The 18,375-nt window shown below is 69.5% G+C and carries 17 protein-coding genes and 1 pseudogene; 10 read left to right on the top strand and 8 right to left on the bottom strand.

Annotated features, from left to right (window positions below; translation table 11 throughout):
- The 3 genes from ACWEVR_RS05675 to ACWEVR_RS05665 form a co-directional block, all read right to left on the bottom strand.
- On the bottom strand, positions 1–1,194 hold the full coding sequence (locus ACWEVR_RS05675; protein ID WP_452466161.1) for a cation:proton antiporter: 1,194 nt from the start codon (positions 1,192–1,194) through the stop codon (positions 1–3).
- 10 nt (positions 1,195–1,204) lie between these two features.
- Complete coding sequence (locus tag ACWEVR_RS05670) at positions 1,205–1,687, bottom strand: cation:proton antiporter regulatory subunit (protein WP_067491996.1); 483 nt, start codon at positions 1,685–1,687, stop codon at positions 1,205–1,207.
- Positions 1,688–1,748: 61 nt separating this feature from the next.
- Positions 1,749–2,228: a cation:proton antiporter regulatory subunit gene (locus ACWEVR_RS05665; RefSeq protein ID WP_452465974.1), complete on the bottom strand. Its 480-nt coding sequence runs from the start codon at positions 2,226–2,228 to the stop codon at positions 1,749–1,751.
- Positions 2,229–2,491: 263 nt separating this feature from the next.
- Between ACWEVR_RS05665 and ACWEVR_RS05660 the strand changes: the two genes are divergently transcribed.
- Positions 2,492–2,827 carry an STAS domain-containing protein gene (locus ACWEVR_RS05660; protein WP_067492179.1) on the top strand — a complete coding sequence of 112 codons (336 nt, stop codon included), beginning with the start codon at positions 2,492–2,494 and terminating at the stop codon, positions 2,825–2,827.
- Between the two features lie 73 nt (positions 2,828–2,900).
- Here the strand turns inward: ACWEVR_RS05660 and ACWEVR_RS05655 are convergent, their stop codons facing one another.
- Entirely contained in the window at positions 2,901–3,938 is a 1,038-nt protein-coding gene (locus ACWEVR_RS05655) for an LLM class F420-dependent oxidoreductase (RefSeq protein ID WP_067491994.1), read from the bottom strand.
- Positions 3,939–4,064: 126 nt separating this feature from the next.
- Between ACWEVR_RS05655 and ACWEVR_RS05650 the strand changes: the two genes are divergently transcribed.
- The 3 genes and pseudogenes from ACWEVR_RS05650 (at position 4,065) to ACWEVR_RS05640 (ending at position 6,763) form a co-directional block, all read left to right on the top strand.
- A complete protein-coding gene (locus ACWEVR_RS05650) occupies positions 4,065–4,724 on the top strand; it encodes a cyclodeaminase/cyclohydrolase family protein (RefSeq protein ID WP_452465973.1) in 660 nt (219 codons plus the stop codon).
- A 230-nt stretch (positions 4,725–4,954) separates the two neighbouring features.
- Positions 4,955–5,338, top strand: a pseudogene (locus ACWEVR_RS05645) (L,D-transpeptidase); the annotation flags it as partial.
- Between the two features lie 111 nt (positions 5,339–5,449).
- Positions 5,450–6,763, top strand: coding sequence for a hypothetical protein (locus ACWEVR_RS05640; protein WP_452465972.1), 1,314 nt, complete (start codon positions 5,450–5,452; stop codon positions 6,761–6,763).
- 13 nt (positions 6,764–6,776) lie between these two features.
- Here ACWEVR_RS05640 and ACWEVR_RS05635 read toward each other — a convergent pair whose 3' ends face one another.
- Positions 6,777–7,628 (bottom strand): bifunctional 5,10-methylenetetrahydrofolate dehydrogenase/5,10-methenyltetrahydrofolate cyclohydrolase, encoded by an 852-nt coding sequence (locus ACWEVR_RS05635; protein WP_452465971.1) that lies wholly within the window; start codon positions 7,626–7,628, stop codon positions 6,777–6,779.
- Positions 7,629–7,792: 164 nt separating this feature from the next.
- Between ACWEVR_RS05635 and ACWEVR_RS05630 the strand changes: the two genes are divergently transcribed.
- Both ACWEVR_RS05630 and ACWEVR_RS05625 read left to right on the top strand, forming a co-directional pair.
- Entirely contained in the window at positions 7,793–8,665 is an 873-nt protein-coding gene (locus ACWEVR_RS05630; RefSeq protein WP_452465970.1) for an ElyC/SanA/YdcF family protein, read from the top strand.
- Positions 8,666–8,713: 48 nt separating this feature from the next.
- The gene (locus ACWEVR_RS05625) at positions 8,714–9,511 is read left to right on the top strand and encodes a putative protein N(5)-glutamine methyltransferase (protein WP_452465969.1); all 798 of its coding nucleotides are present in this window, start codon (positions 8,714–8,716) and stop codon (positions 9,509–9,511) included.
- Positions 9,512–9,565: 54 nt separating this feature from the next.
- Here the strand turns inward: ACWEVR_RS05625 and ACWEVR_RS05620 are convergent, their stop codons facing one another.
- Positions 9,566–10,393 carry an SDR family NAD(P)-dependent oxidoreductase gene (locus ACWEVR_RS05620; protein WP_452465968.1) on the bottom strand — a complete coding sequence of 276 codons (828 nt, stop codon included), beginning with the start codon at positions 10,391–10,393 and terminating at the stop codon, positions 9,566–9,568.
- Between the two features lie 30 nt (positions 10,394–10,423).
- Positions 10,424–11,998, bottom strand: a complete 1,575-nt coding sequence (locus ACWEVR_RS05615) for a succinic semialdehyde dehydrogenase (protein ID WP_452465967.1) — start codon at positions 11,996–11,998, stop codon at positions 10,424–10,426.
- A gap of 144 nt (positions 11,999–12,142) precedes the next feature.
- Here ACWEVR_RS05615 and ACWEVR_RS05610 point away from each other — a divergent pair, with 144 nt between their 5' ends.
- A complete protein-coding gene (locus ACWEVR_RS05610; protein WP_067491967.1) occupies positions 12,143–12,823 on the top strand; it encodes a TetR/AcrR family transcriptional regulator in 681 nt (226 codons plus the stop codon).
- On the opposite strand, the gene ACWEVR_RS05605 is transcribed toward ACWEVR_RS05610, so the two are convergent.
- Positions 12,784–13,731 carry a DMT family transporter gene (locus tag ACWEVR_RS05605; RefSeq protein ID WP_452465966.1) on the bottom strand — a complete coding sequence of 316 codons (948 nt, stop codon included), beginning with the start codon at positions 13,729–13,731 and terminating at the stop codon, positions 12,784–12,786. The genes ACWEVR_RS05610 and ACWEVR_RS05605 overlap by 40 nt on opposite strands.
- Before the next feature lie 244 nt (positions 13,732–13,975).
- Between ACWEVR_RS05605 and ACWEVR_RS05600 the strand changes: the two genes are divergently transcribed.
- From ACWEVR_RS05600 to ACWEVR_RS05590, 3 genes are all read left to right on the top strand, one after another.
- Positions 13,976–14,665 (top strand): response regulator, encoded by a 690-nt coding sequence (locus ACWEVR_RS05600; protein ID WP_452465965.1) that lies wholly within the window; start codon positions 13,976–13,978, stop codon positions 14,663–14,665.
- Positions 14,662–15,687, top strand: a complete 1,026-nt coding sequence (locus tag ACWEVR_RS05595) for a HAMP domain-containing sensor histidine kinase (protein ID WP_452465964.1) — start codon at positions 14,662–14,664, stop codon at positions 15,685–15,687. Before ACWEVR_RS05600 ends, ACWEVR_RS05595 begins: the two co-directional genes overlap by 4 nt.
- A 69-nt stretch (positions 15,688–15,756) precedes the next feature.
- Positions 15,757–18,330, top strand: coding sequence for a DUF4153 domain-containing protein (locus ACWEVR_RS05590; protein WP_452465963.1), 2,574 nt, complete (start codon positions 15,757–15,759; stop codon positions 18,328–18,330).
- Positions 18,331–18,375: the final 45 nt, after the last annotated feature.

Raw genomic sequence — 18,375 nt, 5'->3', positions numbered from 1 at the left:
TCATTCCGCGTTCGGATCGATGCGCACCTTCGCCTTGCGCCCGACGGTCGCCCGGACCACCGGTTCGACCACGCGCGCCGCGATCGGTCCCATCACGGCCATCAGCAGCACGTACGTGGTGGCCAGGGCGGCGAAGCTGTCGGGTACCGCGCCCGCGGCGACGGCGAGGCCCGCGATGACGATGGAGAACTCGCCGCGCGCGACCAGGGCAGCACCCGCGCGAGCCCGGCCCAGTTGGGAGGCGCCCGCGCGCTTGGCCGCCCACCAGCCGGTGTACAGCTTCGTCACGGTGGTGACCACGACCAGCAGGACCGCCCAGCCGAGAACCGGTGGGATGGTCGCCGGATCGGTGCTCAAGCCGAACAGGACGAAGAACATGGCGGCGAACAGGTCGCGCAGGGGTTCGAGGATCTTGGTCGCCTCGTGCGCGGTCGCCCCCGAGATCGCGATGCCGAGCAGGAACGCGCCGACCGCCGCCGACACCTGCACCGCCGAGGCGACACCGGCCACCAGCAGCGCCGAACCGAGCAGTTTGAGCAGGAAGATCTCGCGGTCCTCGCTGGCCACGATCGCCGACACGTACCGGCCGTACTTCAGCGCGACGATGAGCACCAGCGTCACCGCGACCAGCGCGATACCGACGGTGGTGAGCCCGGCCATGAAGCCGACACCCGCCAGCACGGCGGTGAGCACCGGCAGGTAGATCGCCATCGCCAGGTCCTCGAACACCAGGATCGACAGCACCACCGGTGTCTCGCGGTTACCGAGCCTGCCCAGGTCGTTGAGCACCTTGGCGACGATGCCCGAGGAGGAGATGTAGGTGACGCCCGCCATCGCGATGGCACCGGTCGGTCCGAGCCCGAGCCACAGCGCGACGATCACGCCCGGCGTGGCATTGAGGACCAGGTCGAGCAGACCGGCGATCCACGATTTGCGCATGCCGGTGACCAATTCACCCGCGGTGTACTCCAAACCGAGCAGCAACAGCAGCAGCACCACACCGATCTCGCTGGCGATGTGGATGAACTCCTCCACCTCGTGCAGCTCGATCAGGCCGCCGGTGCCGAAGAGCAGGCCCCCGAGCAGATAGAGCGGAATGGGTGACAGGCCGATGCGGCCCGCGATGCGCCCGAGCACACCCAATCCGAAGAACACAGCCCCCAGCTGGATCAGCGCCAGCGTTGTTCCACTGATCTGCACGGGCTCAGCCGTCGGACAGGATCGAAGCGGCAGCGTCGAGCCCGGCGGTCGTCCCGACGATGACGACCATGTCGCCTCCGAGGAAACCGAACTCCGGTCCGGGCGAGGGATGGACCTGACCGGCCCGCAGCACCGCGACGATGGAGGCCAGTGTCCGGGTCCGCATCTCCGTTTCGCCGAGGCGGCGGCCCGCGTAGGGCGAATCGGGCAGCACCGGCAGCGACCGGGTGCTCACACCGTCGAGATCGCGGTGTTCCTCCTGCAGTTGCGCGACGAGTCGCGGGGCACCGAGCAGGCTGGCGAGCGTGCGCGCTTCGCCGTCGGAGAGCGGGACCTGCACGGTGGTGTCGGGGTCGTCGATCTTGGTGAAGATCAGATCGGTGCCACCGTCGCGGTGGTCGACGACGCCGATGCGCCGAGCCACCTTGGTCAGCGAGAACTCTTTCCTGACACCGATTCCGGGCAGGGATGTGACTTCAACATTCATGGGATCACCTAACCTCAGCTAGGCGATACCTTACCTTCTCTTTACTATCGACAAGGACTCGTCAGCCTTCATCGAGCAATTTTCCGGCGGCCTCCAGGCCCTTACCGGTACCGACGACGACCACCAGATCACCGGCGACGAAGGTGAAATCCGTTCCCGGGGACGGGGTTACCTCCCCCGCCCGGACCACCGCGACCACCGAGGCCTTGGTGCGGGTCCGCATGGCCGTGTCGCGCAACGGGCGCCCGTCGAAGGGGCTGCCGCGATCGATCGCGAACTGCCTGGTCGACAGGTCGTCGATGCCGAGCGAGTCGGCCTTCTTCTGCACCACCTGGGGCGCGCCGAGCAACCCGGCCAGCACACCGATCTCGGTGCTGGACAACGGAATCGACGTCTTCGTCTCGGCGTCACCGGCGCGAGAGACGACCAGATCGACAGTGCCGTCAGGGTGTTCGACCACGCCGATCCGGCGGCGAGCCTCCGCCAGCGGAAAGTCCTTGCACACGCCGATTCCCGGTAGCGGCGTCACATCGATGTTCACGCCCACACAGTACGACGACCGCGCCCGTCGGTGCGGCCACCCCCGCGCGGGAGCCGCGACGATGCCCATCCGCCGTCGATCGTGACGCACCGCACGCCGCCGTTTCCGCCGGATCGATGGCGGTCACGACCGGGGCGCGGGCACCCGGTGGCGCACCGGTGCGGCGACAGCGATCGGGGCAACGGCTTGCGTATTCGGGCGAAGTTGTGTGTTGTTGATCGGTGACCAACACACCCGGAGACGCTTATCCACTCACGGACACGATGACCACCACGACGGCGGTACACGACGGCGTCACGGTCCTGACGGTGACCGGTGAGGTCGACCTGGCGACCGCGCCCGCCCTCGACGCCGCCATCGAGGCCATCCTCGCCGACAAGCCCGCGACCCTGGTGATCGACCTGACCGCGGTCGGGTTCCTCGCCTCGGCGGGCATGGCCACGCTGGTCGCCGCGCATCAACGCGCGGGCGACGACACCGCCATCGCGGTGGTCGCCGACGGGCCGGCTACCAGCCGTCAGCTGAAGATGACCAGCCTCGATCAGGTGTTCGCCATGCACACCACCCTCGCCGACGCCCTGGCGTCGCTGCGGTCATGACCACCTAGTCCCCAACGCGACGCGCCGCATCCCGGGGTTACCCGTGATGCGGCGCGTCGCGTCGGTGGGTGGGTCAGCAGAGGCCGCGCAGCTGCTCGATCAGCTTGATCCGGCCCGCCGCGTTCTCGGCGATCGGGGTGACGTTGAGCGTGGTGACACCGGCCTCGGCGAAGGCGGCGATGCGGTCCTTGACGAAGCCCTCGGGCCCGATCAGCGACACATCGCGCACCAGGTCGTCGGGCACCGCGGCCGCGGCGGCCTGCTTGTCGCCGGCCAGGTACAGCTCCTGGATGCGGTCGGCGGCCTCGCCGTAGCCGTACTTGGTGGCGAGGGTGTGGTAGAAGTTCTTGCCCTTGGCGCCCATGCCGCCGATGTAGAGCGCCAGGTGCGGCTTCACGAACTCCAGCAGCGGCGTGACGTTCTCGCCGATCGCCAGCGCGGGACCGGCGTACACCTCGAGGTCGCCCAGCGACGGATCGCGCTTGGCTTTGCCCGCGGCCAGCGCGTCACCCCAGACATCGTTCGCCTTCTCCGGCAGGAAGAAGATCGGCTGCCAGCCCTCGGCGAGTTCGGCGGCCAGTTCCACGTTCTTGGGGCCGAGCGCGGCCAGCAGCACCGGAATGTTCTCGCGCACCGGGTGATTGATGAGCTTGAGCTCTTTGCCCAGGCCGGTGCCGCGGTCGGCGGGCAGCGGGATCTGGTAGTACTTGCCCTGGTAGTTGAGCTTCTCGCGGCGCCACACCTTGCGGCAGATCTCGATCAGCTCGCGGGTGCGCCCGATCGGGGCGTCGTAGGGCACACCGTGGAAGCCCTCGATCACCTGCGGGCCGGACGCGCCGATGCCGAGGATGAACCGGCCGTCGGAGACGAAGTCCAGGCCCGCCGCCGTCATCGCGGTGAGGCTGGGGGTACGGGTGTAGAGCTGCAGGATGCCCGAGGCCAGCTGCACCCGCTCGGTGCGCGCGGCCAGGAAGCCCAGCGCGCTCACCGCGTCGAACGAGTACGCCTCCGGCACGAAGACGACGTCGAGGCCTGCCCGTTCCAGGTCGGCGACCTCGGCCGCCACCTCCTTGAAACCGCCCGAGTAGTTGATGCTCAATCCGATCCGCATGCACCCAACATAGACCCGGCCCACTCGGGCACCCCGACCGGTCGGTCCGTGCCTACATTCGCTGGTCGGGCAGGGTGCGCGGTAGCGTTGAGAGTGAAGCACTCCCCGTCGAAAGGCCACCACGTCGTGTCGCAGCCCACCGTGTCACCGCAGCAGACCGCACCCTCCTTCGGTGACGTGACCCTGGAGCACTACCTGTCGGAGCTGGCCGCCAAGGTGCCCGCCCCCGGCGGTGGCGCGGTGGCCGCACTGCACGTCGCCCAGGCCGCGGCACTGGTGGCGATGGTCGCGCGCTACACCACTCGGGCCAAGGACGCCGAGAACCGGCCGGTGATCGACCGGATCATCGAGGCCGCCGACGCCGCCCGCGCCCGCTCGCTGGCGCTGGCCGATGCCGACGCGGCCGCGTTCACCGCCGTCGGCGCCGCCTACAAGCTGCCCAAGGACACCGACGACCAGGTCGCCGAGCGCACCGCCGCGATCAACGCCGCCCTCGTCGAGGCCGCCCGGGTGCCCGCCGCCGTGGTCGACGAGGCCGACGAAATCCTTTCCCTGGCAGGGGAACTGCTGCCGATCGGCAACCCGAACGTGGTCACCGACATCGGGGCCGCCGCCGACGCCGCCCGGGCCGCCGCGTTCAGCTCGCAGCTCAATATCGAGATCAACGTGGCCTCGCTGCCCGCCGAACTCGGTGACGATTTCGCAGCGGCCTTGTTGCGGGTGGAGACCGTCGCCGCGCGCGCCGACGCCCTGCACGCCCAGGTCCTGCACGTAGTGCGCGGCTGAGCACAAGCCGACACTCCGATCACCCCTTCGGCCGTTACCACTTCGAGAGGTCCAGTTGATCATGGACGCCTAGACTCGGGAAACGCCTACGAGTGACCGAAGGGGTGGCGTTTATGCGAAACGCACTTCGTTTTCTGTTCGTCGCGATCATGGCGGCCCTCCTGGCCGCGTCCTGGTCGGGAGCCGCGTCCGCGGACCTGATCGGAGGCCAGCGCACCCAGTACGGCGGCGGCACCTATGCCGAAGCCGACCTGTCCAACCACACGTTCACGGTGACCGCTAACGGGGAGACGCGGGTGCTGCCCGCTTCGATGGGCAAACCGGGTTTCGAGACGCCCACCGGCACCTTCACCGTGCTGGAGAAGGACCGCGCAGTGGTGTTCGATTCACGCACCATCGGCATCCCGCTCGAGGATCCGGAGGGCTACATCATCGACGGTGAGTACGCCGTTCGCCTGACGTGGGGTGGCGTGTACGTCCACTCGGCGCCGTGGTCGGTGGACTCGCAGGGCTACGCCAACGTGAGCCACGGCTGCATCAACCTCTCGCCCGAGAACGCCGCCTGGTACTTCGAGAACGTCGGTGTCGGCGACCAGGTCTATATCCACTGGTGACGCGCTCATCGCCCGCGCATTCGGCGAACACGGCGTCAGGGCAGTATCGTGCCCGTAATGAAATCGTTGCGGGACATTCCCTGACGGCGGATGCCTGATGAAGGTGGGGCGATGGATCGACCGGAAGCGCGCAGACCGATCGGGGCTCGACAGCAGGACCCGGGATCGGCTGGTGTTCCGCTCCGAGGTGCCCTGCCACGGCGCCGCAGCCGCGAGGCAGGCACCTCGGGAACCGGTGCCCGGCACCGGATAGAGGGCGGACCGACCACGCCGGCGGGTATTCCGGTCGTCTCGCTGTCGGCTCCGGTACCCGTACGCGACGCCTTCGCCACCGATCGGCTCCCGATCGTGGGTGGGCCGATGGATCCCGGTGCGGGCCAAGTCGATACGCCGTTCATCTTGCCGAACAACGGGCCCGACACCGACAAGCTGCCCATCGTCGGCGCCGACTTCCCCGCACCCGAACCGGCTGACGCGCAGGGCGAATGGGAGTCGTCCACCTCGGCACGATCGGCATCGACCTGGCCCGCGTCGTCGTGGTTCGACTCGGCCCGAGCGGAAACCACTCGGCCGGAAGCAACCCGGCAGGAATCCGAGCGGACCGAATCGGCCGCTGAACCCGGGCGGCACCGATCGGCCCGACCGGGATCGGCCCGGCAGGAACCGACGTGGACCGAATCGGCTCGGCCCGAGCCGGAGTCGAGCTGGTCCGAATCGGCGGCGACCGTGCCGGCCCGGCAGGAAGCGGCGGCGACACCGACCGAATCGCCCGCTGCCCCAGTTGGTGCTGGTGACGGCTGGTCGGATCGGTATACGGCGGAGTGGGAGCCGCGTCCGGCGCCCGACTACAACGGTGACGACGAGGTTTTCGCGCGGATGATCGACCGGTCCAAGCGCCGGCGCACACCTCGGTGGGCGGCTCCGCTCGCCGCGTCGGTGGCCGGGGCGGTCCTGATCGGCGTCGGATACTTCCAATTCGGTGGTCCCGCACCGGCTTCCACGTCGGCGAGTACCACGCTGTCGACCGTCGCCGCGCCCGCGCCCGGCGTCGGGCACTGCCCGTCCGAGCAGGTCGGCAGCCTCGTGCGTGGCAACGGGCCAGGCGGAACCGACAGCGGAGTCTCGGCCATCATGGCCTTCCAGCACGCCTACTACGTCGCACGGTCCGGCGATCAGGCGCGCACGCTGGTGGCCGGTGACGCCGCGCTGCCCACGGGCGCGCAGATCCAGTCGGGCATCGACACCATTCCGGTCGGTACCACGCACTGCCTCGACATCACGCCGGGCGCGTTCGCCGGACAGTACTTCGTGACGATCACCGAGTACCGCCCCGACGAGGTGCCGATCGTCTACAACCCGCAGCTGGTCGGCACGACCAAGGTGGGCGCCAAAACGCTGATCACCTCGATCGGGCCGGTCCGCTAGCTCCGGAAAGTGTTCAGCCCCTTGCCTTCTCGGCCGCGACCACCACGTGCCGCATGAGCAGCGCGGTGGTCACCGGGCCGACGCCACCGGGCACGGGGCTCAGGGCGGCGGCCTTGCCGTCGACCGAGGCGGCGTCGACGTCACCGACGATGCCACCGTCGGCGGCCTCGTTGGTGCCCACGTCGATCACCACGGCGCCCTCACGGATGTGCTTGCCGGTGACCAGGCCGATCCGTCCCGCGGCCGCGACCACGATGTCGGCGGCCGTGGTGACGGCGGCCAGGTCGGTGGTGCGCGAGTGCGCGACCGTGACAGTGGCGTTCTCGGCGAGCAGCAGCTGCGCCAGCGGCTTGCCGACGATGTTGGAGCGGCCGACCACGGTGACGAGCTTGCCCTGCAACGCGATCGAGTGATGCTTCAGCAGCTCCACGACCGCCTCGGAGGTGGCGGGGACGAACCCGTCGAGACCGGCGGCGAGCAGGCCGAGTGACAGCGGGCTCACACCGTCGACGTCCTTGCTCGCGGCGATCGCGGAGCTCACGTCGTCGAGGCTGACGCCCGCGGGCAGCGGGGTCTGCAGCATGATCGCGTCGGTGGCCGGGTCGGCGCTGCGGGCATCGAGTTCCGCGCGGATCCGCTCGGCGGTCGCGTCGGCGCCCAGATCGATCTTCTCGCAGGCGATGCCGAGCCGTTCGGCGGCCTTGCGCAGGGAGTTCACGTACCAGGCGCTGGCCGGGTCGTCGTTGGCGACGACCAGCGCCAACGTGGGCGCGGTGCCCGCGTCGGTGAGCGCGGCGGCGCGCTGTTTCGAGTCGGCGTTGATGGCGGCGGCGAGTTCCTTGCCGGTCAGCGAAGCGGTATCCACGGTTGGTCAGCCTATCGGCCACCGGGTGCACCCCGAAGCGCCGGGCCGCGACGCGCCTGCCGACGGCGGGTTACCCGGACCGGACCGTCACGGGTCGTAGGGTGTCCGGCAGCTCTGCCATCAGCTCTGCCCGCATGTACGCCACCCGGAAGGTCGCGACTGTCGTGAAGATCTCGAGGCAATGGAAACAGCTCGCCGCGGCGTTCGCCGCGGTCGCGGCGGTCACGAGTGCCACGGTCGGCCCCGCCGCCGCCGAAGCGGACGTGACAGCCCTCTACAACTCGGCGCAGCGGCATTTCACCGACGGCGATCTCGATGCCGGGCGCGCCGATCTGCGTGCCCTCATCAGCGCCGACCCCGGTGATGCCGAAGCTCTTGCCCTGCATGCCATCTGGTCGCATCACGCCGGTGACGCGGCGGCGGTGAACGAGGCGATGCAGCGGTTGGGCAGTCTCGATCCAGCGATGGCGGCGGGGACGCAGCGGGTGCTGCACGCGGTGACCGCCGCGGTGTCGACGCTGCCCAATCCGCTCCCCTCCCTCATCGGCCCCCAGACCGGCATCGTCGTACTCGGGTACGGTCTGCTGCCCGACGGTGCGCTGCGGCCGGAACTGGAGAACCGGCTCACGGCCGCCTGGTTGCAGGCCATCGCGGCGCCGTTCTCACCGGTCGTGGTCACGGGCGGCAACCCGCAGAACGGGATCTCCGAGGCCGAGGCGATGCGGCGGTGGTTGATCGGGCGCGGGTTGCCCGCCGATCGGATCCATGTCGAGGACCGGGCCGGGTCGACGGTGCAGAATGCGCTGTTCAGCACGAAGCTGCTGCGCGATCTCGGCGCGAACAGTGCGGTGGTGGTGACCTCTCCCAACCACATCCGGCGTGCCGTTGCGGATTTCATTGTGGCGGGGACGCATGTGGTGGGGGCTATGACCTCGCTCGAGCAATTGGTTTCCCAGTTGCCGCCGCCTGATCGCAGTGCTCAGCGGGGGATCTATCTGGATGCGACTCGTACTTTCGAGCTCGACAGTTCGCGCTGAGATCCGGCCCCCTGCCCTCCTACCGATACGCCCAGGCACAATCGGCGGATGGGTATTACCGGGTCTGCCGATGTGGTTGCTGCTTTGCGGCGGGCGGGGTGTGTTTTCGCCGAAGACGAGGGCGCGTTGCTGATCGAGGCGGCGGGTGCTGATTCAGCGCGGCTCGAGGAGCTGGTGGCACAGCGGGTTTCGGGGGTGCCGCTCGAATATCTGTTGGGGTGGGTGGAGTTTCGTGGGGTACGGGTCGGGGTGCGGGCGGGGGTGTTCGTGCCGCGTCAGCGGACGGCGTTTCTGGTCGAGCAGGCGCTGCGGGATGTGACGGCGGAGTCTGTTCGTGTCGTCGATTTGTGTTGTGGTTGTGGGGCACTCGGGCTCACGGCCGCGACGGAACTGACCGGGCGTGGATGTTCGGTCGAATTGGTCGCCGCGGATATCGATCCGGTGGCGGTGGCGTGTGCGCGCGAGAATCTGGCTGCGCTGGACGCACCCGTCTACGAGGGTGACCTCTTCGACGCGCTCCCCACCGAGTTGCGCGGACACGTCGACGTACTCCTCGCGAACACCCCGTATGTGCCGAGCGCCCGCATCGCCGATCTGCCGCCCGAGGCGCGCGAGCACGAACCACTCGTCGCCCTGGACGGTGGCGACGACGGCCTCGCGATATTCCGCCGGGTCGCCGAGAAGGCGGCGGAGTGGCTGGCACCTGGCGGCTCCGTCTACGTGGAAGCCGGGACGGGGCAGGTGGATTCGGCGCTGACCGTGCTTCGCGAACACGGACTGGCACCCCGGGTCGAGCATTCCGAGGAGTACTACGCCACCGTGGTGATCGGCACCCGTCGGGACTGAGCGGACACAACGATGCCCCCGCCGACCATCAGGCCGACGAGGGCATCGCGACGACTACTTACGTCCGGTGAAGTGATCCATCGAGTGGTACACACCCACCGCGTTGAGGTACAGATCGCGGATCTTGATCGGCAGCAGGCCGGTGAGCGCGCGGTTCATCCGCGAGGTCCACGGCAGTACCACCAGGGCGCCGCCGTTCTTCATCTCCCGCCACGAGGTGTCGACGACCTCGTTCTGCTCGAGCATCGGGGTGAACAGGATGCCCTTGGCGCCGTCGAACATGCCGGTGTTGATGTAGGTGGGACAGACCGTGGTCACCTTCACGTGGTCATGGCCGGCCTGCTCGAGCTCGAGCCGCACCGAATCCGACCAGCCCAGCGCCGCCCACTTCGACGCCGCGTACACCGCCATGCGCGGGTTGGCGACCAGACCGGCCGAGGACGCGATGTTGAGAATGCGCGCCTGACCGGCACCGGCCACCATGCCGGGCAGGAACTCGAGGGTGACGTACATCGGGGCCAGCGAATTGATCGCCATGGTCTTGTCGATGTCGGCGCGGTTCTCGGTTTCCCAGAAGTAGGTGTTGCCGCGCACGATCCCGGCATTGTTGACCAGGATGTCGATGCCGCCGATCTCCTTGCGGACCGCCTCGGCGTTCTCGCGGATGGAGTCCTGCGACGACACGTCGACCACGTACTGATGCACCTTGCCGCCCTGCGCGGACAGCTGCGCGGCGGTCTCGCGCAAGGCGATCTCGTTGATGTCCCACAGCACCACCGCGTCGGCGCCCTCACGCACCGCGTGCTCGGCGAACAGCTTGCCCAGACCCATGGCGGCGCCGGTGACCAGCACCCGCTTGCCCGCGACCGATTCCATCTTCATGTGCTACCTACCCCTGCTCGTTCGTGCGCGCTACTTCTGGCGCAGCGTCTTCATGGCACCGAGAACCAGCGTCATCGTCTTGGCCCACAGCTGCTCGGACATACCGGGCAGCGGCCCGATCGGCAGCACGCGCTGCACCGCGACGGTCTGGGTGTCGACGTACTTCAGCAGGCCCTCGGGGCCGTGGCGACGGCCCTGACCCGAGATCCCGAGACCACCCGACGGTGCGTCGATGCTGCCCCAGGCGGCGGCGAAGCCGTCGTTGACGTTCACCGATCCGGCATTGATCCGCGCCGCGACCTCGCGGGCGCGGTCCACGTCGCGGCTCCACACGCTGGCGTTGAGGCCGTAGGCGGTGTCGTTGGCCGCCTCGATGGCGTCCTCGTCGGAGTTCACCTTGTAGACCGAGACGACCGGGCCGAAGGTCTCCTCGCGGTAGACCGTCATGCCGGGAGCCACGTCCACGAGCACGGTCGGCTCGTAGAAGTAGGGGCCGAGGTCGGGGCGGGGCCGGCCACCGGCGAGCACCTTGGCGCCCTTGGCGACCGCGTCGTCCACGTGGGCGGTGACGGTGTCGAGCTGGCGCTGGAAGGTCAGCGAACCCATGTCGCGGCTGTAGTCGAGTTCGCCACCGAGCGACATGTTCTTGACGTTGCCGACGAATTCGGCGACGAACTGGTCGTAGACCGAGGCGTCGACGTAGATGCGTTCCATCGATTCGCACAGCTGGCCGGCCGAGGAGAAGCACGCGCGCACAGCCACTTTCGCGGCCTTGGACACGTCGGCGTCGGCGAGCACGAGCAGCGGGTTCTTGCCGCCGAGCTCGAGCGAGTAGCCGATCAGGCGTTCACCCGCCTGCTGGGCGATGGTGCGGCCGGTGGCGCTGGAACCGGTGTAGTCGACGTAGTCGGCACGGGCGATCACGTCGCCGCCGATCTCGCGGCCGCGACCGAGCACCGCCTGCCACAGCCCGCGCGGCAGACCCGCGCGCTCGGCGGCATCGATGGCCCACAGGGCCGACAGCGCGGTCTGGTTGTCGGGGCGCGCGATCACGGCGTTGCCCGCGATCAGGGCGGGCAGGGCGTCGGAGGCCGACAGGGCCAGGGGGTAGTTCCACGGCGAGATGACCGCGACGACGCCCTTGGGGCGGTTGTGCACATCGACGGCGGTGAGCACCGGGAGCACACCGCGCGGCTTGCGGTCGGCCAGCAGTTTGGGGGCGACGGCGGCGTAGTAGCGCGAGTTCAGCGCGACATCGGCGACCTCGTCGAAGGCGTGCGGGCGCGACTTGCCCGTCTCGGTCTGGACGATGTCGAGCACGGTCTCCTGCTCGGCGAGCACGATGTCGTGGAAGCGGCGGATGATCTCGACGCGCTGCTTCACCGGCACCTTGGCCCAGTCGCGCTGCGCGTGCCGGGCGACGGCGAACGCGCGGTCGATATCGGCGATCGAGGACTGGGGCAGGTCACCGATCTTGTGACCGGTGGCGGGAGCGAAGATCTCGACCGACGGTGCGCCACCGGCGACGGCCCGGTCGAACAGAGGCTTGACCAGCGTTTTCGGCAGCGCGGTCGGTTCGGCGGTCAATTCAGGGGCGGTCGTCATTGTCGGCCCTTCTCCTCACCAGGTGGTCGCGCGGTGCAAGCGCGGATATTCGGCTATTTGCTGAACACTAGTGTTAGATTAATGCGTGGGTCCGGGTTCGTGTCAAGCTTTCGGCAGCCAGTTCGCCGACGGAGTGGAGGTGCGATGACCGAGGAGGCGACGTCGGTGCGTCGCGGTAGGCCACCGCAGACCCAGGAGCAGGCCGAGGAAGTGCGTGCCCGGATCGTCGAGGCGACCGCGGCGGTGTTCGCGCGCAACGGTTCGCGCGGGTTGAGCGTCGCCCAGATCATCGAGCAGGCGGGTCTGGCCCGGCCGACCTTCTACCGGTACTTCAGCAATGCCGCCGAACCGTTGCGCGCGGTGCTCGACGCGAGCAACGACGGGCTGGTCGGTGGGATCAGCGCGGCGCTGGCCGGGACCGACGAGCCGGTGCAGTTGGGCATCCGGCTCATCGACGCGTATGTGGACTGGGCGCGCGGGCACGGTGCGATGCTGCGGCCGTTGTTCGCCGAGTTGCACGATCCGGGTTCGCCGGTGTCGGCCTATCGCGAACGCGCGCTCGACGACATCCGGGATCTGGTGCGCAAGACGTTCGGCGAGCTCGGCCGTACGGTGCCCGCCCCGCTCGATCTGGACGCGGCACTGCACGTGTGCGAGTACGTGGTCTACCGGCTCACGGCCGATGCCGAGCCGGGCAGCGACCCGGATCCGATCCTGGTGTCGGAGGCGAGGGTGACCATGATCCGCATCCTGCTGGTCACCCTCGGCACCCGCGACGACCTCGCCTACGCGATGGAACTGCCCGGTCTGTTCCCGGATTCCTGAGCACGCTGCGGGCGGCTCGCCGCGACGAGCGCGACCGACAGCAATACCGCACCGAGCCAGCCCATCGGCGACAGGCGTTCGGCGAGCACCAGCACCGCCAGCAGGGTGCCGGTGAGTGGCTCGAGCAGGGCGAGCAGGGCGCCTGTTCCCGCGCCGACACCGGTGAGACCGCGGAAGTACAGCGTGTACGCGATCGCGGTGGGGAACAGTCCGAGCGCGAGAATCGTCACCACCGAGCCGGGGGCGAGCTCGACGGCTCGGGTGGTGAGAACGGCCGGGACGGCGAGCACAATCGCGCCGATGGTGAATCCGGCTCCGGTGGCAGCCACCGGGTCAAGGCCCGGCACCTCGGACGCCGAGACCAGGGTGAGCAGCGCGAACGCCGACGCCGCGGCGACGGCGAGCGCCGCACCGACCAGCACCCCGGACCCACCCGCACCCGGAGTTCCGACGAGCAGGACGAGGCCGAGGAGTGCGAGCGCGATGCCTGCCGCGCGGCCGGTATCGAGGCGTTGTCGGCCGGTGACGTATTCGAGCCCGGCGACGATCACCGGGGACGTGCCGATGGTGAGCAGCGTCGCCAGGCTCACCGACGACAGCGCCACGGCACCGAAATAGCAGCCCTGGAAGATCGGCGCGAGCAGGGCGATCGCGGCGATGCGACGCCAGGCTGGTCCACCGCGCGGTATCGCGCGCCGGGTGAGCACGCACAGCCCGAGCAGCAGCAGGCCGCCGACCGCCAGCCGCACAGCGGCGACCGCAACCGGTGACAGTCCCGTCCCGCGCTGGACCACAGTGCCGAGCAGTCCGCCGGTCCCCCACAGGACACCCGCGAGAACGAGTTCGGTGATGCCTGCCCGGCGGAGTGCGGCGGGCCGGGACGCTCGCCCGGCAAGAAGAGAAGACATGAAAGCTCCTGCGACAGAAGGAATGGGTGGTCGCGAGAAGCGAGGTGCGGACATGCGGAACCGCTGTGCCGTCGACCCGACGGCGGGGGCCTGCCGACCCGCGCGGCGCGCGCGGGGGCACCTCGCTCAGGAGGTGGGCGGCGGGGTGCAGCGGAAACGCGGGTTCACCCGGCCGAGGATACTCCACACACAATCTCCACATTTGGCGACGGAACCCTCCACACCCGGTCGCTAGGGTCGCAGCATGGAACTCAGTGGGGGTACGGCGCGGCGGGTCCTCGTCGTCGACGACGAGGTGACGATCGCCGAGTCGGTGGCGGCGCGTTTGCGCGCCGAGGGATTCACCGTGGATCTGGCGCACGACGGTCCGGCGGCCGTGGCCGCCGCGGCGGCGAGGGAACCGGATCTGGTGGTGCTCGATGTGATGCTGCCCGGCTTCGACGGTCTCGAGGTGTGCCGGCGGATCCAGGCCGAGCGTTCGGTTCCGGTGCTGATGCTCACCGCGCGCACCGACGAGACCGACCAGCTGATCGGGCTCGGCGTCGGCGCCGACGACTATCTGACCAAACCGTTCTCCATGCGGGTGCTCGCCGCCCGGGTGCACGCGCTGCTGCGGCGGGTGGAGCGGGCCGCCGACCGCGGTGACAGCAGCATCGTCGTCGGTGATCTGCGGATCGACCTCGCCGAGCGCCGGGTGTGGCGGGGCGAGACCGAAGCACGGCTCACCCCGCTGGAATTCGATCTGCTCACCCGGTTGGCGCAGCGGCCCCGTGCGGTGCTGGCCAGGGAGCGGTTGCTGGAGGACATCTGGGACTGGTCGGACGCGGCGGGCACCCGGGCGGTGGATTCGCACGTGAAAGCGTTGCGGCGCAAGCTCGGTGCCGATCTCATCCGCACCGTGCACGGTGTCGGCTACGCCCTGGACGCACGATGAGCGTGCCGACCACACTGGACCGGATCGCCGACCGGATGCCTCGCCCGCTCGACCCGCTGCGCTCGATCAAGCTGAAACTCGCTGTGCTGATGGTGTGTTCGGGCGCGGTGGCGTTCGCCTACTTCTGGTTCCGGATCGGCTGGTTGCCGACGTTCACCACCCTCACCGCCATGTTCATCGCGTTGGTCACCTCGCAGATCCTCGCGCACGGCATCACCCGGCCGCTGCGTGAGATGACGGCGGCGGCCCGGCGAATGGCGCAGGGCGACTACAGTTTCCGGGTGCGGGCGTCGTCGCGGGACGAGGTGGGCCAGCTGGCGACGGCGTTCAATCAGATGGCCGCCGATCTGGCCGCCGCCGACCGGCAGCGCCGCGATCTCATCGCGAATGTGTCGCACGAATTGCGCACACCGGTCACCGCGCTGCACGCCGTCCTGGAGAACATCGTCGACGGGGTGAGCGACCCCGACCCGGCCACCCTGCGCACCGCGCTGGCACAGACCGAACGGCTCGGGTTGCTCGTCGCCGAACTCCTCGACCTGTCGAGCATCGAGGCAGGGGCCAGTCCCCTGGATCGCGAAACCCTTCCGCTGACAACACTTCTGACGGAAGCCATCGCCGAGGCCGAGGTGATGACGGCCGCGCTCGGTCGCGGGGTGCGGTTCACCACGACGGTCGAACCGGCCGACGCGGTGGTCCTCGGCGATCGCGCCCGGCTGCACCAGGTGCTGTTCAACCTCCTCGACAACGCCGCCCGGCACGGGCCCGCCGGCGGTGAGGTACGCGTGACCGCCCGCGCAGGTGTCGACGCGGTGGTCCTCGAAATCCAGGACGACGGCCCCGGCATCCCGGAAGCCGACCGCGCCACCGTCTTCGACCGTTTCACCCGGGGCGGGCGCACCGACGGCGGCGGTACCGGGCTCGGCCTCGCCATCGCCCGCTGGGTCGTCGACCTGCACGGCGGCACGATCGCGGTGGCCGACCCCGGCTCGCGCATCCGGGTAGTCCTGCCCACTTCCTGACTCACGCACATCACCACCCCCGACCACTGGTCCCGGGGGTGGACGAGCACACCTATTTCGAGGGGAAACATGACGAAATCGACCACAGAACGGTCCGGCGAGGACAACGAACTTCCCGCTGCCACACCGAATCCGGCGGACGCTGCTGGGACAGATGCGGATCGCGGAGACTCTCCCGCACCCGCCGCACCCGAGGGCCGAATCGAGCCGAGCCCAGAAGCCGGCCCCGTCGCCCTCGCCGGGCCGGACACCGGCCGGTCCGAGGCGACACCCGATGCCGCCCCACCTGGCGCGAAGGAGCAGAGCGGGCTCGGAGCGACGCACCACGGCGCCGATTCCGGGGATTCGACCGCGAATTCTGTTGTCCCCGCGATCACCGCTCAGGCCGCCTCCACCACGGCGCTGCCCTCCCAGAAGGGCAATCAGCCGTCCGATACCGCGCAGTCCGGTGACTCAAACACTGCAACTGCCGATTCCGGCGCTGACACCACCGCCCCGGCGCGCGAACCTGTCCAGTCCGATTCGACCCCCGCACCCGATAGTGCCGCGCCCAACGAATCACCAGGCTCCGTGGTCGAGCCGACGACCTCCCCCGCAGGCCGGTCGGCATCGGGCAGTTCCACTCCCCCGTCCTGGACATCCGGCTGGCAGGCAGCCGCCGTGGAACCGATGTCACCCATTCGGCACACGGCAGCGCCACCACGTCCCCCTGCCCCACCGCGCTGGCGCCGCGTCGCCCGCCCTTCCGGCGTCCTTCCGGCTGCAGCGCTCGTCGGAGTCGTCGGCGCCACCGTGATCCCCACCGACCGCCCCGGCATCGGCTGGCTCCTCACCGGCACCGCCATCACCGCCACCCTCTGCGCCGTCGACCAGCGGGCACGCAGAAGTTCGACGCGAACGCCGGAGCGAATTCCTGGTGCGTCCGAGGGCGATTCAGCGAATCTCCGCGAGAAGCCGGTGGCAGCTGCCGACACGACGACGGCACCGAGTGCGCCCGGCACCCGAGCCGTCCACGACTCCCCGACCGAGCGGACGAAGGCCATCACGCCCTCGATGCCCGGCGCACGCTCGGATACCGCTACGAGCGCAGCCGCGAAATCAGATGCCGACACCAACACCGCCGCGAGCGCGAGCACCGAGATTTTTGCGGGTGCCGGTGCGAATGCGGGCACGAGCCCGGGTGACAGCGCAGACGCCGACCCAATTGCGAGTGCGGAATCCGGTGCGAGTCCAACAGCCGCTCCGGGTCCGGCAACCGCTACGAGTCCGGCAACCAGCGCGGGTCCGGCAACTGGTGCGGGTGGGGTGACGGCTCCTGAGGCTGTGACAGCTGGTGGGGACAGCGGGGTTGCCGGGGTTAGTGCAGGTTTCGTTGGTGCGGGACGGGGCGGAGGGTCCGGGGGATCGGTTGTGGGGGTGGTGCAGCGGGTGGCGATGCGGTGGGGGCGTGGTTGGTGGGTCGGGTTGGCGCTGGTTCTGTTGGGGGTCGGGGCTGTTCGGGCGGCCGGGTGGTTGTTCGCGTGGTGTGTGGTCGGGGCCTGTGTGGCTGGGTCGTTCGCGGTGTTGGGGCGGCGGAGTACGCGGGGTGTGTGGTTCGACATGATCGCGGTGCCGGTCGAGTCGCTCGTCGCTGCGCCGTGGGCGTTTTCGGGGGTGCGGCAGGCCGGGACGAGCGAGTTGTCCCGGGTGCGGCGGTACGGGGTTTCGGTGGCCGCGACGGCGGCGCTGCTCGTGGTGTTCGTGCCGCTGCTCGGTGGGGCCGACGCGACGTTCGCGACGCTGTTGAGCGGGCTGGTGCCTGAGGTGGACTCGGCCGCCGCGTGGGAGTGGTTGTTCCTGTTCGCCGTGCTGGGGATGGGCGCGTTGGGTGCGCTGTATCTGCTGGCCGGCCCGCTGCCCGCCGCAGGCGATGCCGGACGGCCGAGCCGGCTGTGGACGCGCAGTGAGTGGGCGTTGCCGGTCGCGGTGCTCGCGGCGTTGTTCGGGGTGTTCCTCGGCGGCCAGTTCGTCGCCCTCTTCGGCGGCGACGATTACGTGCAGCGCACCGCGGGACTCACCTACGCCGAATACGCGCGCAGCGGGTTCTGGCAGCTGTCGGCGGTGAGCATCCTCGCCCTGGCCGTGATCGCCGCGGTCCTGCACTTCTCGGCCAAGGACACCGCCGCCGACCGGCTGTGGGTGCGGGCACTGCTCGGTGCGGTGAGCCTGCTGACACTGATCATCGTCGTCTCCGCACTCGGCCGCATGTGGACCTATCAGCAGGCCTACGGGTTCACGGTGCTGCGCCTGCTGGTGTCGATGTGCGAGCTGTGGGTCGGGTTGCTGTACGTGCTGATGCTGGTCGCGATCGCGCGCCTGCGCTGGAGCTGGGTGCCGCGCGCGGCCGTCGGCACCGCCCTCGCCACACTGGTCGCGCTCGCGGCGATCAACCCCGAATACCTTGTCGCCGAACGTAATATCGCCCGTTGGGAACAGAACGGACGGCTCGACGCCGACTACCTGACGTCCCTGTCCCCCGATATCCTCCCGGCACTGGAGGGTCTGCCCGACCCCCTTCGCGCCCGGATCGAGCCGAACATCCGCAGAGGCATCGACGACGACCCCTGGTGGGCCTGGAATCTCTCCCGCAGCTCCGCTCGCTGACCTGGACACTCGATCACCAGCTCTGATGGCGGGTTTCAGCCCGAA

This window comes from Nocardia sp. NPDC003979, from assembly GCF_053605015.1.
Note: the sequence above shows the minus strand (reverse complement) of the source record. Positions and strands in the feature narration are given on the sequence as shown.